A 17587-nucleotide genomic window follows, 5' to 3' on the forward strand; every position below is an offset into this window, starting at 1 on the left:
TCTGATGCCCGCCCGGATGTCCCGCGCCGCCTATGCCGCCACCTATGGCCCCACGACGGGCGACCGGGTGCGGCTGGCCGACACCGAGCTGTTCGTCGAGGTGGAGCGCGACCTGACCACCTATGGCGAGGAGGTGAAGTTCGGCGGCGGCAAGGTGATCCGCGACGGCATGGGCCAGTCGCAGGCCACGCGCGCGGCGGGCGCCGCCGACACCGTGATCACCAACGCCCTGATCGTCGACCACTGGGGGATCGTGAAGGCCGACGTGGCGCTGCGCGACGGCCGCATCGCCGCCATCGGCAAGGCCGGCAATCCCGACATCCAGCCCGGCGTCGACATCGTGATCGGCCCGGGGACGGAGATCATCGCCGGCGAGGGCAAGATCCTGACCGCCGGCGCCATCGACGCCCACATCCACTTCATCTGCCCCCAGCAGATCGAGGAGGCGCTGACCAGCGGCGTCACCACCATGCTGGGGGGCGGCACCGGGCCGGCGACGGGCGCCAAAGCCACGACCTGCACGCCCGGCCCCTGGCACCTGGCGCGGATGATCCAGGCGGCCGACGCGTTCCCCATGAACCTGGCGTTCGCGGGCAAGGGCAACGCCAGCCTGCCCGAGGCCCTGGTGGAACAGGTGGCCGCCGGCGCCTGCGCGCTGAAGCTGCACGAGGACTGGGGCACGACGCCCGCGGCCATCGACTGCTGCCTGTCGGTGGCCGACGACCTGGACGTGCAGGTGATGATCCACACCGACACCCTGAACGAGAGCGGCTTCGTCGAAGACACCATCGCCGCCTTCAAGGGCCGCACGATCCACGCCTTCCACACCGAGGGCGCCGGCGGCGGGCACGCGCCCGACATCCTGAAGGTGGCGGGCCTGGCCAACGTCATCCCGTCGTCCACCAACCCGACCCGGCCCTACACCACCAACACCCTGGCCGAGCACCTCGACATGCTGATGGTGTGCCACCACCTGGACCCGTCGATCCCCGAGGACGTGGCCTTCGCCGAGAGCCGCATCCGGCGCGAGACGATCGCAGCGGAGGACATCCTGCACGACCTGGGCGCGCTCTCGATCATCTCGTCCGACAGCCAGGCGATGGGCCGGGTGGGCGAGGTGCTGATCCGCACCTGGCAGACGGCGCACAAGATGAAGGTCCAGCGCGGCGCCCTGCCCGGCGACGGGGCGGCCGACAACGTCCGGGTGAAGCGCTACATCGCCAAGGTCACCATCAACCCGGCCATCGCCCACGGCCTCTCGGCGCACGTAGGTTCGGTGGAGCCGGGCAAGCGGGCCGACCTGGTGCTGTGGAGCCCGGCCTTCTTCGGCGTGAAGCCCGACCTGGTGCTGCTGGGCGGGGTGATCGCCGCCGCGCCGATGGGCGACCCGAACGCCTCGATCCCGACGCCGCAGCCGGTCCACTACCGCCCGATGTTCGGCGCCTTCGGGCGCAGCCGGACGGCCTCGTCGGTGGTGTTCACCTCGAAGCTGGCGGTGGAGCGCGGGCTGGCTGGGGAGCTGGGCGTCGCCAAGGCGCTGATCGCCGTGGAGAACGTGCGCGGCGGCATCGGAAAGGCGGCGATGATCCACAACGCCGCGACGCCGGTGATCGAGGTCGATCCCGAGACCTATGAGGTGCGCGCCGACGGCGAACTGCTCACCTGCGAACCGGCGGACGTCCTGCCCATGGCCCAGAGGTACTTCCTGTTCTGATGGCGACGATCACCGACATCCTGCCCGCCGGCGCCTGGACCGGCGTCCCCGCCGACCGGGTGGTTCTGGACTATGACGGCCGCCATCGGCGGCGCATCGTGCTCACGGGGGTCTCGGGCGCCTCGTACCTGCTGGACCTGGCCGAGGCGACGCACCTGCACGACGGCGACGGCCTGCTGCTGCCCGGCGGCGGCGTGGTGCGGGTGGAGGCCCGCCCCGAGCCCCTGATGGAAGTGCGCGGCGAGACGCCCGCGCATCTGGTCCGGCTGGCCTGGCACATCGGCAACCGCCACCTGACCGCCCAGATCGACGGCGACCGCATCCTGATCCGCCGCGACCACGTCATCGCCCACATGCTGGAACACCTGGGCGCCCGGGTTCTTGATGTCGAGGCGCCCTTCGACCCCGAGGGCGGCGCCTATCACGACCATCTCCACGGGGCGCACGACCATGCCCACTGAAGGCCGGCTCCTCAGGCTGCTCACCTGGCTGTCGCCGGCGTTCCCCGTCGGCGCCTTCGGCTATTCCCACGGGCTGGAGACGGCGATCCGCGAGGGCAAGGTGACCGACGCCCGCACGCTCACGGGCTGGATCGCGCTCCTGATCGAGCACGGCTCGGGCTGGACCGACGCGGTCCTGGCGCGCGCCGCCTGGACCGCCGTCACCGCCGAGGACCACGCCGCCCTGGACGAGATAGCCGAGCTGGGCGAGGCGCTGGCGCCCTCGGCCGAGCGTCGCCGCGAGGCCATGGCGCAGGGCGAAGCGTTCCTGAACGCCGTGGCCGCCTGGCATCCGCCGCCGATCCTGCGGGCCCCGTACGCGGTCGCCGTGGGGGCGGCGGCGGGCGCGGCCGGAATCCCCTTGCGACCCGCCCTGACCGCCTGGCTGCACGCCTTCGCGGCGAACCTGGTCAGCGTGGCGGTGCGGGCCGTGCCGCTGGGCCAGTCGGACGCGGTGGCGGTGATCGCCGCCCTGGAGCCGGTGATCCTGCGCACGGCGACCCTGGCGGCGGAGTCCGGCCTGGACGACCTGGGCCAGGCCGCGATCGTCTCGGACATCGCCTCGCTGCGCCACGAGACCCTGGACGGGAGGCTGTTCGGATCATGAGCCTGCATCACCCTTCCAGGAACGGCCCCCTGCGCGTGGGGGTCGGCGGCCCGGTCGGCTCGGGCAAGACCACCCTGGTCGAGAAGCTCTGCAAGGCCATGCGCGACGACTGGTCCGTGGCCGTCGTGACCAACGACATCTACACCCAGGAGGACGCCCTGATCCTGGCCCGGCTCCAGGCCTTGCCCGAGGATCGCATCCTGGGCGTCGAGACCGGCGGCTGCCCGCACACCGCGATCCGCGAGGACGCCTCGCTGAACCTGGCGGCGATCGCCGAGATGAACCGGCGGTTCCCCGACCTGGACGTGATCTTCATCGAGAGCGGCGGCGACAACCTGGCGGCCACCTTCAGCCCCGACCTCGCCGACCTCACGCTGTATGTCGTCAGCGTCTGCCAGGGCGAGAAGATCCCCCGCAAGGGCGGGCCGGCGATCACGCGCTCGGACCTGCTGATCATCAACAAGACCGACCTCGCCCCCCACGTCGGCGCGGACCTCGACGTCATGGACCGCGACGCGAAGGCGGCCCGCGGCGAGCGGCCCTACGTCTTCACCGACCTGACCCGGCTGTCGGGGGTGGACGACGTGATCGGCTTCCTGGCGCAGGCAGGCGGGCTGCCGGCGGCGCGGGCGGCTTAGAGAGGCCGCGCGCCGTGGCGGGCGGTGACGATCTCGCCATGATGCGAGCCCACCACGACCGGAACATAAAGTGAACTATCGCGCCACGGTCCCCCTCAGGCGCAGCCGGCTGACGCCGCCGTCGGGGTAGATGTTCAGGCGGACGAAGCGGATCGGGCCCAGGTCGGCCAGTTCGCGGAAGATGTGGACGTGGTCGGCCTGGAGCTTCGTTTCGGGCAGCAGCACGGGCCAGGATTCCGCCTGGGCGGCGATCTCCTCGGGGGTTCCGTGGGCGCGGGCGCTGGCCTGGAGGGCGCAGCGATCGGGGTAGTTGCCCTTGAAGTGGGCGGTGTCGACGACGACCTCGGCGATCCGGCCGAACGTCCCGAGTTCCAGCACCGCCCAGTCGTGGCCCGGCTCGCGCCGGCGGCGCGTCTCCCAGCCGTCGCCCATGTCGGCGCCGCGGCCGGGGGCGGTCAGGTTCTCGACGCGGCCGAAATGCTCGTCGTTGGCGACGATCCCGCGCCCGCCCCAGGCCATCGCCAGCAGGTCGATGACCTCGCCCTCGCCGACCGCCGAGAAATCAGGCTGGACACGCCCCCAGACCCGCAGGCGCGCCACGCCGCCGTCGGGGAAGATGTGCAGGCGCACGTGCGTCACCGCCGCGTCGTGCGAGACCGGGACATAGACGCGGTCGTTCCCCTTCAGGTCGAGGCGCGGCGTCACCTTCACCCAGCCCGCATCGTCGCCGGGGACGGCTTCGTCCGAGCGGCACACCTCGATCTCGGCGCCCGGAGGGTAGTTGCCGGTGAAGTGGCGGGTGTCGACCTCGAAGCCGGCCACCACGCCCGCGACGCCCAGGCGGACCACGCACCAGTCGTGGCCGGGGACGCGCTTGCGGCGGCTCTCCCAGCCGTCCATCCACTTGCCGTTGTCGTCGTATCGGCCGGGGATGAACACCGGCTCGGCGGGCGAGATGAGGCGGGCCTTGTCGGCGAAGAAGTCGTCGGTAGCGAAGACGACCTCGGACCCGAGCCGCGGCTGGGCCAGGTCCACGTAGCGGCGGCGCAGGTCGTCGAACATGGTCAGGAGCCTTGCAGGAGATCGGCGAGCCGGAAACGGGCGATGCGGTGGATCTGGGCGATCGCCCCGGCGAACTCGGCCTCGGGGGCGTTGGCCAGCCGCGCCTCGAAGGCGGACAGGATGTCGGTGCGCGTCAGGCCCTTCACCGCGACGATGAAGGGAAAACCGAACCGGGCGCCGTAGGCCGCATTCAGGCGCTGGAACGCCGCGAACTCTTCGGGGCTGCACTGGTCGAGGCCGGCGCCGGACTGTTCGCGCACCGAGGCGTCGGCCATCTTCGCGCGGCCGGCCAGTTCGGGATGCGCCCGGATGAGGGCCAGCCGGCGTTCGACGGGCGTGGCATCGACCACCGCCGCCATCGCCACGGCGAGGCCGTCCAGGTCGTCGGGCGGATCGGGCCAGACGCCCGCGGCCACCCAGGGCGAGTCCTCGTAGACCGCGCCGAAGCGGGCGAGGAAGGCGGCCTCCGACAGGGCCGAGGGCCGTGTCACGCCGCAACCCCGGCGAAGGCGTCGCGGAACACCTCGACGACGCGCGCGCGCGCCGCCGTCGCGGCGGCCGGATCGAAGGCGAAGCGCACCGGCCCGCCCTTGCCGTTGTGGGCGTAGGGGTCGTGGATGGTCTTGGCCGGCATGTCGCGGTCGAAGGCGTGGGTGGCGCCCGGATGGACCGCCAGCTCGACGTGGGCCCGATCGGCCGGGTCGAGGCCGGCCAGGAATCCCGCGCAGACCTCGGGCGTGTCGTAGGCGTCGGCGCCGCCGGCGTGGATCAGGACCGGAGCGCCCGTGAGCCCCCGCAGTTCGTGGCCGGGCGCGCGGTTGTAGCTCCACAGGACCGGATAGAAGGCGGCATGCGCGGCGAACCGCGTCCCGGGCTCGGCCAGGGCGTCGGCGTAGCGCCGGGTGGCCGACAGCAGGCTGACCACCCCGCCCCACGAGAAGCCCATGATGGCGATGCGGGCCGGGTCCACCTCGGGCTGGCGCGCCAGGAACGCCAGCGCCGCGAAGGCGTCGGGCAGGGTCTCGGGCGTGGTCCGGGGTCGGCCGGCGGCGCCGCGCGTCACGCCGCGGGCCGACCACATGTCCAGTTCCAGGGTGGCGAAGCCGGCGGCCTGGAGCGCGGCGGCGTGGAAACGGCCGCGGGCGTCGATCCCGTCCGAGCCGTGGCAGATCACAACCGCCGGGACACGCGGGCCGGGCGTCCCGGCTTCGGTGAGCGGCACGTCCAGCCGGGCCGCCACCGTCAGGGCGGGCTCGGCGCGGGTGGGAAAGGCGACGTAGCAGGTGCGGAAGTCCATGAGCCTAGGCCTTGTACGGATGGCGCGCGCGCCAGTGGCGGGCGATGTCGATGCGGCGGCAGAACCAGACGTCCTGATGGTCCAGCGCGTGGCGGATGAAGCGTTCCAGCCCGGCCATCTTGCCCGGCCGCCCGGCCAGGCGGCAGTGCAGGCCCACGCTCATCATCTTAGGCCGCTCGGCGCCCTCGACGTAGAGCACGTCGAACGTGTCGCGCAGGTAGGTGAAGAACTGCTCGCCGGTGTTCAGGCCGGTCCCCGAGAACCGCATGTCGTTGGTCTCCAGGCTGTAGGGCACGATCAGGTGCGGCCGGCCTTGCGGCCGCGTCCAGAACGGCAGGTCGTCGGAGTAGTCGTCGGCGTCGTAGAGGAAGCCCCCCTCTTCGGCCACGAGGCGGCGCGTGTTCGGAGAGGTGCGGCCGGTGTACCAGCCCAGGGGCCGCTCGCCCGTCAGCCGGGTGTGGATCTCGATCGCGCGGGCCATGTGCTCGCGCTCCACGTCCTCGTCCATGTCCTGGTGGTTGATCCAGCGCCAGCCGTGGCTGGCGATCTCGTGGCCGGCCTGGAGGAAGGCCTCCACCACCGCGGGATTGCGCTGCATCGCCATCGCGACGCCGAAAACGGTCACCGGCAGGCCGTAGCGCTCGAACAGTCGCAGCAGCCGCCAGACGCCGGCCCGGCTGCCGTATTCGTAGATCTGCTCCATGCTCATGTGCCGGGCGCCCGGCACGGCGGGCGGGTTGATCATGTCGGACAGGAAGGCCTCGGCGCCGGGGTCGCCGTGGAGCACGCAGGCCTCGCCGCCCTCCTCGTAGTTCAGCACCATCTGCACGGCGATCCGGGCGCCGCCGGGCCAGTCGGCGCGCGGCGGCCGGGGGCCATAGCCGATCAGGTCGCGGGGATAGTCGGGCTCGGGCATGGCTGACCGCATATCGGGCTTTGCAGGGGCACGCAGCGTCGCAAGCCCGCGCCGCAGTTGCAATTCCGCGCCCGCGCGCGGATTCTGGACGGCCGTGAACCGGAACGCCACATGAGCGGCCTGACCACCCACGTCCTCGACACCATGCACGGCCGCCCGGCCGCGGGCCTGGCGCTGCGGCTGCGCCGGGGCGACGAACTGCTCGCCCGGGCGGTCACCAACCTGGAGGGCCGGGTGGACCATCCCCTGCTTTCGGCCCAGACGATGACGCCCGGCGCCTACCGGCTGGAGTTCGAGGTCGGCGAATACTTCCGCGACCTGGGCGTCGAGCTTCCAGACCCCGCCTTCCTGGAGACGGTGATCGTCGACTTCGGGATCGCCGACGCCGGCGCGCACTACCATGTGCCGCTGCTGGTCAGCCCCTACGGCTACTCCACCTATCGGGGGAGCTAGATGGGCCGGCCCATTCGATTCCTGCTGGACGGCGAGGTGCGGGAGCTTCCCGACGACACCGACCCGACCCTCACCGTCCTGAACCTGCTCCGCTACCACCTGCGACGGACGGGGACGAAGGAGGGCTGCGCCGAGGGCGACTGCGGCGCGTGCACCGTGGCGCTGGGCGAACTGGCCGACGGCTGCGTCCGCGTGCGGGCGGTGAACGCCTGCATCCTGTTCGCACCGATGCTCGACGGACGCGCCCTGTTCACCGTCGAGAGCCTGGGGCGCGAGGGCGCGCTGCATCCCGTGCAGGAGGCGATGGTCCACCGTCACGCCAGCCAGTGCGGCTTCTGCACGCCGGGATTCGTGATGAGCCTCCATGCCGCCCGGCGCGGGGGCGAAGTCCTGGACCGGGCGGGACTGGCGGACGCGCTGGCGGGCAACCTCTGCCGCTGCACGGGCTATGGGCCGATCCTCGACGCGGGGCTCGACACGTGTCTCGACACCGGGCGCTCTGGAGGCGATGCGGACGACGCGGCACTGACCGGGACGCTGGAGGCGATCCGGCCGGCGGAGATGCTGGTGCTGGACCACAGGGGCCGCCGATTCCTCGCGCCGCGCTCGGCCGACGAACTGGCCGCGGCGCTGGCCGACAATCCCGAGGCAACCCTCCTGGCCGGCGGCACCGACGTCGGCCTCTGGGTGACCAAGCAGCACCGCATGCTGGAGACGGTGATCTCCCTGAACGAGGCGGCCGACCTCGCGCGGATCGACGACCTCGGGCACTGCGTCCGGATCGGCGCCGGGGTGCGCTACGCCGACGCCGAGCCGGTGCTGACGGCCCTGCACCCGGCGTTCGGCGAACTGCTGCGGCGGCTAGGCGGACGGCAGGTGCGCAACCTGGGCACGGTCTGCGGCAACATCGCCAACGGCTCGCCCATCGGCGACATGCCGCCGGCCCTGATCGCGGCCGGCGCGACCCTGGCGCTGCGGCAGGGCGAGGCGCGGCGGGAGATACCGCTGGAGGCCTTCTTCCTGGCCTATGGGAAACAGGACCTGCGGCCGGGCGAGTTCGTGGAGGCGGTGATCGTGCGCAAGCCGCCGGGGGGCCGGATATTCCACCTCGCCAAGCTGTCGAAGCGGTTCGAGCAGGACATCTCCGCCGTCTGCCTGGGCCTGTCGGTCGGCCTGGCGGGAGGCCGGGTGACGGACGCCCGCGTGGCCTTCGGCGGGATGGCGGCAATCCCGAAGCGCGCCGGCGCCTTCGAGGCGGCGCTGGCGGGCCGGCCCTGGACCGAGGCGGGCGTCGAGCCGGCCCTCGAGGCGTTGTCCCAGGATTTCAGGCCGATCAGCGACATGCGCGCCTCGGCCGCCTATCGCCTGGAGGCCGCCCGCAACCTCGTCCGCCGGGCGGTGCTGGAGAGCGCGGGCGCGGCGCGCCTGCACGACCTTCGGCCGGTGTCGGCATGAGAACCGCCCCGCGCCTCACGCCTCTTCCCTTGCGGGCGAAGGTTGCCGCCGAAGGCGGACGCGAAGGCGGCCCGCATGGCTGATTCCGGCGCCGCCCCCACCCGCGCGGTCCACGCCGCGATCGGCCACGACAGCGCGCCGCGCCACGTGAGCGGCGAAGCGCTCTACATCGACGACATCCCCGAGCCGCCGGGCCTGCTGCACCTGGCCGTGGGCCGCAGCGACCGGGCGCACGCGCGGATCGTGGGCCTGGACCTGTCGGCGGTGCGCGCCGCGCCGGGCGTCGTGGCCGTGCTGACGCCCACCGACGTGCCGGGACGGAACGACATCAGCCCCTTCGCCGGCGACGACCCGCTGTTCGCCGGGGACGAGGCGATGTTCCACGGCCAGCCCCTGTTCTGCGTGGCCGCAGAGAGCCTGCCCAAGGCGCGGGCCGCAGCCGCCCTCGCCGTGGTGGAGTACGAGGACCTGCCGGCGCTGCTGGAGGCCGAGGCCGCCGTGGATGCGGGATCGCTGATCGAGCCCACGCAGACCATGCGGCTGGGCGATGCGCGGGCCGCCATCGCCGCGGCGCCGCGGCGGACTTCGGGCCGGCTGCGCATCGGCGGGCAGGAACACTTCTACCTCGAGGGGCAGGTCGCCCTGGTGATCCCCGGCGAGGGCCAGGACCTGCACGTCTGGACCTCGACCCAGCATCCGACCGAGACGCAGCACATCCTGGCCCGCGTGCTGGGCTGCCCCGACGCGGCGGTGACGGTCGAGGTGCGGCGCATGGGCGGCGGGTTCGGCGGCAAGGAGACCCAGTCGGTGCAGTGGGCGGCCATGGCGGCGCTGGCCGCGCGCCTCACCCGCCGCCCGGCCAAGATCCGGCTGGACCGCGACGACGACATGGTGATGACCGGCAAGCGGCACGACTTCGTCACCGACTGGACCGTGGGTTACGACGCGGACGGCCGCCTGCGGGGCGCGGCGTTCGAGATGGCCTCGCGCTGCGGCTTCTCGGCCGACCTGAGCCACGCGATCAACGACCGGGCGATGTTCCACGCCGACAACGCCTATGCGGCGCCCACGGCCGAGATCGTCTCGCACCGGGCGCGGACGCACACGGTGTCGAACACGGCCTTCCGGGGCTTCGGCGGGCCGCAGGGGATGATGGGGATCGAACGCGCCCTGGACGCCGTCGCCCTGGACCTGGGCCGCGACCCGCTGGACGTGCGGCTGGCCAACCTCTACGGCGTGGCGGGCGACCTGACCCCCTACGGCCAGCGCGTGACCGACGCGGTGGCGCACGAGCTGATGACCGAGCTGGCCGAGGATTGCGGCTACCGCGCCCGCCGCGAGGCCGTGCGGGCGTGGAACGCCGGCGGGAGCCATCTGAAGCGCGGCCTGGCCCTGACGCCGGTGAAGTTCGGCATCTCGTTCACCACCACCCACCTGAACCAGGCCGGCGCCCTGGTCCACGTCTACACCGACGGCTCGATCCACCTGAACCACGGCGGGACCGAGATGGGCCAGGGGCTGAACATCAAGGTGGCCCAGGTGGCGGCCGACGCCTTCCAGGTCCCGCTCGGCAGCGTGCGGATCACCTCGACGCGCACCGACAAGGTGCCGAACACCTCGGCCACGGCCGCCTCGTCGGGCAGCGACCTGAACGGCATGGCGGCGCTGGACGCCTGCGAGCAGATCAAGGCGCGGCTGGCGGCGTGGGCGCGCGAGGCGTTCGGCCATGCGCCGGTCTTCGCGCCCGACGGCGTCCGGGTGGGGCACGAGCGGCTGAGCTTCCGCGACTTCGTGAACCGGGCCTGGATGGCCCGCATCTCGCTGTCGGCCGCGGGCTTCTACCGCACGCCCGACATCCATTACGACCGGGCGACCCATACCGGCCGGCCCTTCTACTACTATGCCTATGGCGCGGCCTGTTCCGAGGTGGCGGTCGACACCCTGACCGGCGAGAGCCGGGTGCTGCGCGCCGACATCCTGCACGACGCCGGCCGCTCGCTGAATCCCGCCATCGACCTGGGCCAGATCGAGGGGGGCTTCATCCAGGGACTGGGCTGGCTGACCACCGAGGAACTCGTCTTCGACGACCGGGGCCGGCTGCGGACCCATGCGCCGTCCACCTACAAGATCCCCACGGCGGGCGACCGGCCGCCCGTGTTCAACATCGCCATCTGGGACCGCGGCGAGAACCGCGAGGACACCATCCACCGCTCGAAGGCCGTGGGCGAGCCGCCGCTGATGCTGGCCATCTCGGCCTTCTGCGCGCTCACCGACGCGGTGGCCAGCGTGGGCGGCCATCGCGTCATGCCCGACCTGGACGCGCCCGCGACGCCCGAACGCATCCTGGCGGCGGTGGCCGACGTGCGGAGGCGGGTCGGGGCATGACGGAATGGATCGCCCAGGCCCTGGCCGCCGCCCGGCGCGGCGAAACGCTGGCGATGGTGTCCGTCGTGGGCGTCCAGGGCTCGACCCCGCGGGAGTTGGGCGCGCGGATGCTGGTGTGGCCCGACCGGTTCACGGGCACCATCGGCGGCGGATCGCTGGAGCGCCAGGGCCTGGACCAGGCGCGGCGGCTGCTGACGCAGGCGGCCCGACGGCACGCCTTGCAGGACTATCCCCTGGGCCCGCTGCTGGGCCAGTGCTGCGGCGGCCATGTCCGCCTGCTGGTGGAGCGCATAGATGCGGAAAGCCTGCCCTGGCTCGAGGACGCGGCCGGCCGCACGGCGCCGTTCGCCCTGGCGGCCCGGTTCGAGGACGGCGTCCTGCGGCGCGCGGTGGAATCCTCGGGCGCGCCGCCGCCGGACGGCCCGCGCACGCCCCTGGCCGAGGTGCGCCGCGTGAGCGAGGTGATCCGCCCAGCCCTGCCGCGCCTGGCGATCTTCGGCGCCGGGCACGTGGGCCAGGCGGTGGCGCGCGCCTTCGCGCCATTGCCCTTCCACCTCGACTGGCTGGCCAGCCGCGAGGACCTGCGCCCCGAGGCCGGCGGGACGCGGGCGGAGATCCTGCCGGAGGACGAGCTGGAAGACGCCGCGCTGGCGGCGCCGGCCGGGACGCTGTTCGCGGTCTTCACCCACAGCCACGACCTGGACTACCGCCTCACCCGGGCGATCCTGGGCCGTGGCGACTTCGCCTACCTGGGCCTCATCGGGTCGGCCACCAAGCGGGTCCGGTTCGAGAAGCGCCTGCGCGCCGACGGCTTCGGGGACGCCGACCTCGCGCGGCTGGCCTGTCCGCTGGGCGTGCCGGACCTCAAGAGCAAGGCGCCGGCGGTGATCGCGGTTTCGCTGGCCGCCCAGCTTCTCCGGCTCACCCAGGACGACGGTCTGTCCGGGATCGACGCGACATGATGGCGGAACTCCAGGCCTGGGCGAACCTGGCGCTGCGCTGGCTGCACGTCGTGGCCGGCATCGCCTGGATCGGGTCTTCCTTCTACTTCATGTGGCTGGACAGCCATCTGAAGGCGCCGAAGGTCGCCCGTGGGGACGGGGTGGCCGGCGAGCTGTGGAGCGTCCACTCGGGCGGCTTCTACCATCAGACGAAGTTCATGGTGGCGCCGGCCGACATGCCGGAGGAGCTGCACTGGTTCAAATGGGAGGCCTACACCACATGGATGTCGGGCTTCCTGCTGCTGGGCCTGATCTTCTACGTCGGCGCCGACCTCAACCTGATCGACCGCACCAAGGCCGACCTGGCGACGTGGCAGGCGATCGGCCTGGGCCTGGGCAGCCTGGTGGCCGGCTGGCTGGTCTATGACGGGCTGTGCCGCTCGCCGGTGGGCCAGAACCTGAAGCTGTTCTCGGCGATCTGGTTCGGCCTGCTGACCGCGGCAGGCTACGGGCTGACCCGCGTGTTCTCCGACATGGGCGCCTTCATGCACGTGGGCGCGATCATCGGGACGGTGATGGCGGCCAACGTCTTCATGATCATCATCCCGAACCAGCGGAAGGTGGTGGCCCAGGTGCTGGCGGGCCAGGCGCCCGACCCGAAGTACGGCAAGCAGGCCAAGCAGCGCAGCGTCCACAACAACTACATGACCCTGCCGGTGCTGTTCATCATGATCAGCAACCACTACCCGATGATCCACGCCGCGCCCCTCAACTGGCTGTGGCTGGCGGGCCTGGGGATCGCGGGCTGGACCATCCGGCACTTCTTCAACCTGAAGAACGCGGGCCGGTTCGAGCCCCAGGTGCTGGCGGCCGGGGCGCTGGCCTTCGTCACCGTGGCCGTCCTGAACGCCAGCGCGCGGCCGAAGCCGCCGACCACCGACGTGGTCCCGGATTTCGCCACCGTGCGGGCCATCGTGGACCGGCACTGCATCGCCTGCCACGCCGCGCATCCCACGCATCGCGGCGTGCCGGTCGCCCCCAACGGCGCGGCCTTCGACACCGACGCGGACCTGGCGAAGCACGCCGAGCGCATCTACGCCCGCACGGTGGCGACGAAATCCATGCCCCAGGGAAACGAGACCGGCATGACCGACGACGAGCGGGCGCAGCTCGGCGCCTGGATCAAGGCCGGCGCGAAGGTAGGCGGATGAGCGATCGCCGCGCGGGAGACACGCACCCCCTCCACCGCGTTCCGCGGTCCCCCTCCCCCGAAGTATTCCCTTCGGGGGAAGAGCCTGGCGTCTCCAGGTCCTCCCCTGCGAAGCGGGGGAGGTGGATCGGCCTGGCAGGCCGGGACGAAGGGGGCGTGAGGCCGCCGGATCAGCGTATCCGCAACGATCACGACGCCACGACAGGCCCCTATGCGTAACCTCGTCCCCGAACCCCTGACCGCCGACGCCTTCGCCCCGTTCGGGGACGTGATCGAGGCCGGCCCGCACGCCGAGGCGATCCCGATCAACGCCGGCTGGGCGACGCGGTTCGACGCCCTGTCGCACGTGGCCGTGGGCGACGGCCACGCGGTCCTCAGCCTCTTCCGCGCACGGCCGCTGGAGCCGCCGACGCTCAAGGTCTTCGAGCGCCACCCGCTGGGCAGCCAGGCGTTCGTGCCCTTGCAGGGCCGGCCGTTCCTGGTCGCGGTGGCGCCGCCCGGCGACTTCGACCCGGCGGCGGTGCGCGTCTTCCGGGCGCAGGCGAGCCAGGGCGTGAACTATGCCCGCGGGACCTGGCATCATTTCCTGCTGGCGCTGGAGGCCGAGAGCGACTTCCTGGTGGTGGACCGCGAGGGGCCGGGCGACAATCTGGACGAGGTGGAGCTGGCCCCCGCCGACTGGATCGCCGTTCGCCCATGACCCGCCGCGCCTACCGCGCCGCCATCCTGCATGTGCGGGACGATCCGTCCCGGTCGCCCGAGGCCGTCGCCTGGCATCCCGACGGCCTGCTGGTGGTGGAGGACGGCCACGTGGCGGCCTGCGGCGACCACGCCGAGATCGCGCCGGGCCTGGGCTCCGAGGTGGCGGTGGAAGCCCTGCCCGGCCGGCTGATCTGTCCCGGCTTCGTGGACGCCCATGTCCACTTCCCGCAGGTGGACGTGATCGGCGCCTGGGGCGGGCAGCTCCTGGACTGGCTGGAAACCCATACCTTCCCCGCCGAGGCGGCCTTCGCCGATCCCGGCCACGCGCGGGCGATGGCGCCGCTGTTCCTGGACCAGCTCCTGGCCCACGGGACCACCAGCGCGCTGGCGTTCTGCACCGTCCACCGCGCCTCGGCCGACGCCCTCTTCGCCGCCGCGCTGGACCGCAACATGCGCCTGATCGCCGGCAAGGTGCTGATGGACCGCAACGCCCCGCCAAGCCTGCTCGACACCGTGGAGACGGGCCGCGCCGACACCGAAGGCCTGATCCGCGAATGGCGGGGGCGCGGCCGGCTGGGCTATGCGGTCACGCCCCGCTTCGCCGTGACCTCGTCGGCGGCGCAGCTCGCGATGGCGGGCGAGGTCGCGGCCGCGCACCCCGACATGCTGGTCCACACCCACATGTCCGAGAACCGGGCCGAGGTCGCCGAGGTGGCCCGCGCCTTTCCGGAGGCCGCCGACTATCTGGATGTCTACGACCGCTTCGGACTGGTGGGGCCGCGCTCGGTGTTCGCCCATTGCGTCCATGCCGGGGACCGCGCGCTGCGGCGGATGGCCGAGGCCGGGTCGGCCGTCGCCTTCTGCCCCTCGTCGAACCTGATGCTGGGCAGCGGCCTCTTCCCGCTGAAGCGGGCCTGCGGCTGCGGCGTGCGCACGGCGCTGGCCACCGATGTGGGCGGCGGGGCGACGTTCTCGATGCTGTCCACGATCGGCGAGGCCTACCGTACGGGCCAGCTCCAGGGCGAGACCCTGGACCCGCTGCACGGATTCTACCTGGCCACCCTGGCGGGCGCGCGGGCGCTCCACATCGACCACCGCGTCGGCAACTTCGAGACGGGCAAGGAGGCCGACTTCGTGGTGCTGGACCTTTCGGCCACGCCGCTGCTGGCCCGGCGCACGGCGGCGGCGCGCACGGCGGGCGAACTGCTGTTCCTCCTGGCGATCCTGGCCGACCAGCGGGCGATCGAGCGCACCTGCCTCATGGGCGAGACCGCCTACGCCCGCGGCGCGCACTGAGGGCTTGCGCGGCCCCGCCTGCGCCGGACTATGGGACGGCTGAACTCGGGGGAGTCGCATGATCCGTCTGTTCCTTCTCATCGCCGCCCTGGTCGCGGCGCCGCTCGCCGCCGCCGCCAAGCCGATCGAGGTGAAGGTGGTGGTCCTGACCATGTTCGAGGTCGGCCAGCCCACCGGCGACATGGCCGGCGAGTTCCAGCTCTGGGCCGAGCGCTACCCGTTCCGCACCGAGATGACGGTCCCGGGCATCGAGAAGCCGCTGCGCGTCACCGACGACGGCGTGGTGCTGATGCTGGCCGGCATGAACGCCCGCGTACGGCAGAGCATCACGGCGCTGGCGCTGGACCCGCGGTTCGACACGCGGCGCGCCTACTGGCTGGTGGCGGGGATCGCGGGCGTCGACCCCGAGGCGGGCTCGATCGGCAGCGCCGCCTGGGCCCGCTACGTGGTCGACGCCGACGCGGCCCACGAGATGGACGACCGGGAGATCCCGAAGGACTGGCCCTGGGGAATCTATTCGCTCCGCACCCGCAAGCCCGGGGTGAAGGGCTCGACCGATGGGGCGACCGGCATGGTCTGGCCGCTGGACATGGGGCTGGTGAGCTGGGCCTACGGCCTGACCGCGAAGACCGATCTGCCCGACAACGACCGGCTGCAGGCCGCACGCGCGGGCTACACGGCGGTGGCGGGCCTGGCGCCCCCGAAGGTGTTCCTGGGCGAGTCCCTCGGGACGGCGCGGTTCTGGCATGGCGAGGCGCGCAACCGCTGGGCCCGCGACTGGGTGCGGATGTGGACCGACGACGCGGGCGTCTTCGCCATGAGCAACTGCGAGGACCATCAGGTGATGGACGCCCTGATCCTGCTGGCCCCCAGCGGCCGGGTCGATCCGCGCCGCGTGCTGGTCCTGCGCACGGCCAGCAACTTCACCCACGCCCGGCCGGGGGCCGATCCCGTGTTCGCCTTCGCCCCCGGCGGGCTGGAGGCCGGCGTGGAGGCCGCGTACCGGGTGGGCTCGCCCGTCGTCCGGGCGCTGGTGGACGGCTGGCCGACCTATTCGCGGCGCCTGCCCGGCGCGCCGCAATGAGCCTGCTGGACCGCACCTTCCAGCTCGGCGCCCGCGGGACCAGCGTCCGGACCGAGGTGCTGGCCGGCGCCACCACCTTCCTGACCATGGCCTACATCGTGCTGGTGAACCCGGCGATCCTGTCCACCACCGGCATGCCGGTGGCGGGCGTGGCGGCGGCCACCTGCCTGGCGGCGGGGATCGGGTGCCTGCTGATGGGATTCCTGGCCAACTATCCCATCGCGCTGGCGCCCGGCATGGGCCTGAACGCCTATTTCGCCTTCACCGTGGTCCAGGGGATGGGCGTGCCGTGGCAGACGGCGCTGGGCCTCGTCTTCATCTCGGGCGTGCTGTTCGTGATCCTGACGGTGGCGGGCGTGCGCCAGCTCATCGTGAACGCCATCCCCCGCGCGCTGTTCTCGGCCATCGCGGCCGGCATCGGCCTGTTCATCGCCTTCATCGGCCTGCGCGGCGCCGGGATCGTGGTGGACAATCCGGCCACCCTGGTGGGACTGGGCGAGATCCGCGAGCCCACGGTGCTGCTCGCCCTGCTGGGCCTGGCCATCCTGGGCGCGCTGACGGCGCTGAAGGTGAAGGGCGCGATCCTGATCGGCATCGTCGCCACGGCGGCGCTGGGCTGGACCCTGGGCCTCGCCGAGTGGAAGCCCCAGCCCTACAGCCTGGACGAGATGACGGCGACGGCCTTCGCCCTCGACATCCCGGCCGCGCTGGGCATCGGCGGCGGCGGGCTGACCCTGGCCCTGATCGAGATCCTGTTCGTCTTCCTGTTCGTGGACCTGTTCGACAACGTCGGCACCCTGGTGGCCGTTTCCAAGAAGGCCGGGCTGATGCGGCCCGACGGGACGATCCCGCGGCTGAACCGCATCCTGTTCGCCGACGCCGGCGCCACCATCGCCGGCTCGCTGGCCGGCACCTCGACCGTCGTGAGCTACATCGAGAGCGCTTCCGGCGTCTCGGCCGGCGGGCGCACGGGCCTGACGGCGGTGGTCACCGGCCTCCTGTTCCTGGCGGTGCTGTTCGTGGCGCCCTGGGCGCAGGCGATCCCGGCCGCCGCCACGGCGCCGGCTCTGATCCTGGTGGGCGGGATGATGATGGCTCCGCTGGCCGAGATCGACTGGGACGACCCCGTCGTGGGGATTCCCGCGTTCCTGACGCTGATCAGCATCCCGCTGACCTTCTCCATCGCCAACGGCCTGGCCTTCGGCGTGGTGGCCTATGCGGTCCTGAAGGTGGCGACCCGTCGGGTGGGCAAGGCGGACTGGCTGCTGTTCGCCCTGGCCGCCCTCTTCATCGTGCGCTTCGCCTACATGGCGGCGGAGGGATAGCG

At 72.5% G+C, this 17587-nt stretch carries 17 protein-coding genes; 13 read left to right on the forward strand and 4 right to left on the reverse strand.

Going from position 1 to position 17587, the window contains the following annotated elements:
• Window positions 1–4: 4 nt before the first annotated feature.
• Genes ureC through ureG form a run of 4 tightly spaced genes read left to right on the forward strand, consistent with a single transcriptional unit; the run spans window position 5 to window position 3459 of the window.
• A complete protein-coding gene (ureC, locus tag WG212_RS15360) occupies window positions 5–1714 on the forward strand; it encodes an urease subunit alpha (RefSeq protein WP_337187984.1) in 1710 nt (569 codons plus the stop codon).
• A complete protein-coding gene (locus tag WG212_RS15365) occupies window positions 1714–2175 on the forward strand; it encodes an urease accessory protein UreE (RefSeq protein WP_337187985.1) in 462 nt (153 codons plus the stop codon). The genes ureC and WG212_RS15365 overlap by 1 nt, the downstream gene beginning before the upstream one ends.
• On the forward strand, window positions 2165–2821 hold the full coding sequence (locus WG212_RS15370; protein WP_337187986.1) for an urease accessory protein UreF: 657 nt from the start codon (window positions 2165–2167) through the stop codon (window positions 2819–2821). Before WG212_RS15365 ends, WG212_RS15370 begins: the two co-directional genes overlap by 11 nt.
• Window positions 2818–3459 (forward strand): urease accessory protein UreG, encoded by a 642-nt coding sequence (gene ureG, locus WG212_RS15375; protein ID WP_337187987.1) that lies wholly within the window; start codon window positions 2818–2820, stop codon window positions 3457–3459. Before WG212_RS15370 ends, ureG begins: the two co-directional genes overlap by 4 nt.
• A 75-nt stretch (window positions 3460–3534) precedes the next feature.
• Here the strand turns inward: ureG and alc are convergent, their stop codons facing one another.
• From alc to puuE, 4 genes are read right to left on the reverse strand one after another with little or no spacing between them, the layout of a single operon-like run.
• Complete coding sequence (alc, locus tag WG212_RS15380; protein WP_337187988.1) at window positions 3535–4521, reverse strand: allantoicase; 987 nt, start codon at window positions 4519–4521, stop codon at window positions 3535–3537.
• A gap of 2 nt (window positions 4522–4523) precedes the next feature.
• On the reverse strand, window positions 4524–5012 hold the full coding sequence (uraD, locus tag WG212_RS15385; protein WP_337187989.1) for a 2-oxo-4-hydroxy-4-carboxy-5-ureidoimidazoline decarboxylase: 489 nt from the start codon (window positions 5010–5012) through the stop codon (window positions 4524–4526).
• Window positions 5009–5818, reverse strand: a complete 810-nt coding sequence (locus WG212_RS15390) for a dienelactone hydrolase family protein (protein WP_337187990.1) — start codon at window positions 5816–5818, stop codon at window positions 5009–5011. The genes uraD and WG212_RS15390 overlap by 4 nt, the downstream gene beginning before the upstream one ends.
• 4 nt (window positions 5819–5822) lie before the next feature.
• On the reverse strand, window positions 5823–6734 hold the full coding sequence (gene puuE / locus WG212_RS15395) for an allantoinase PuuE (RefSeq protein ID WP_337187991.1): 912 nt from the start codon (window positions 6732–6734) through the stop codon (window positions 5823–5825).
• Window positions 6735–6845: 111 nt separating this feature from the next.
• Between puuE and uraH the strand changes: the two genes are divergently transcribed.
• The 9 genes from uraH to WG212_RS15440 all read left to right on the forward strand — a co-directional run bounded on the left by uraH (window position 6846) and on the right by WG212_RS15440 (window position 17585).
• A complete protein-coding gene (gene uraH, locus WG212_RS15400) occupies window positions 6846–7187 on the forward strand; it encodes a hydroxyisourate hydrolase (RefSeq protein ID WP_337187992.1) in 342 nt (113 codons plus the stop codon).
• Entirely contained in the window at window positions 7188–8642 is a 1455-nt protein-coding gene (xdhA, locus tag WG212_RS15405; RefSeq protein WP_337187993.1) for a xanthine dehydrogenase small subunit, read from the forward strand.
• A 75-nt stretch (window positions 8643–8717) separates the two neighbouring features.
• On the forward strand, window positions 8718–11027 hold the full coding sequence (xdhB, locus tag WG212_RS15410; protein ID WP_337187994.1) for a xanthine dehydrogenase molybdopterin binding subunit: 2310 nt from the start codon (window positions 8718–8720) through the stop codon (window positions 11025–11027).
• Complete coding sequence (gene xdhC, locus WG212_RS15415) at window positions 11024–11989, forward strand: xanthine dehydrogenase accessory protein XdhC (RefSeq protein ID WP_337187995.1); 966 nt, start codon at window positions 11024–11026, stop codon at window positions 11987–11989. Before xdhB ends, xdhC begins: the two co-directional genes overlap by 4 nt.
• The gene (locus tag WG212_RS15420) at window positions 11986–13179 is read left to right on the forward strand and encodes a urate hydroxylase PuuD (protein ID WP_337187996.1); all 1194 of its coding nucleotides are present in this window, start codon (window positions 11986–11988) and stop codon (window positions 13177–13179) included. The genes xdhC and WG212_RS15420 overlap by 4 nt, the downstream gene beginning before the upstream one ends.
• A gap of 210 nt (window positions 13180–13389) precedes the next feature.
• Window positions 13390–13878, forward strand: a complete 489-nt coding sequence (locus tag WG212_RS15425) for an ureidoglycolate lyase (protein WP_337187997.1) — start codon at window positions 13390–13392, stop codon at window positions 13876–13878.
• A complete protein-coding gene (guaD, locus tag WG212_RS15430; RefSeq protein WP_337187998.1) occupies window positions 13875–15176 on the forward strand; it encodes a guanine deaminase in 1302 nt (433 codons plus the stop codon). Before WG212_RS15425 ends, guaD begins: the two co-directional genes overlap by 4 nt.
• 58 nt (window positions 15177–15234) lie before the next feature.
• Window positions 15235–16260 carry a purine nucleoside permease gene (locus WG212_RS15435; protein WP_337187999.1) on the forward strand — a complete coding sequence of 342 codons (1026 nt, stop codon included), beginning with the start codon at window positions 15235–15237 and terminating at the stop codon, window positions 16258–16260.
• Window positions 16257–17585: an NCS2 family permease gene (locus WG212_RS15440; protein WP_337188000.1), complete on the forward strand. Its 1329-nt coding sequence runs from the start codon at window positions 16257–16259 to the stop codon at window positions 17583–17585. Before WG212_RS15435 ends, WG212_RS15440 begins: the two co-directional genes overlap by 4 nt.
• Window positions 17586–17587: the final 2 nt, after the last annotated feature.

Source organism: Phenylobacterium sp. (assembly GCF_037189685.1).
Classification (GTDB): domain Bacteria; phylum Pseudomonadota; class Alphaproteobacteria; order Caulobacterales; family Caulobacteraceae; genus Phenylobacterium.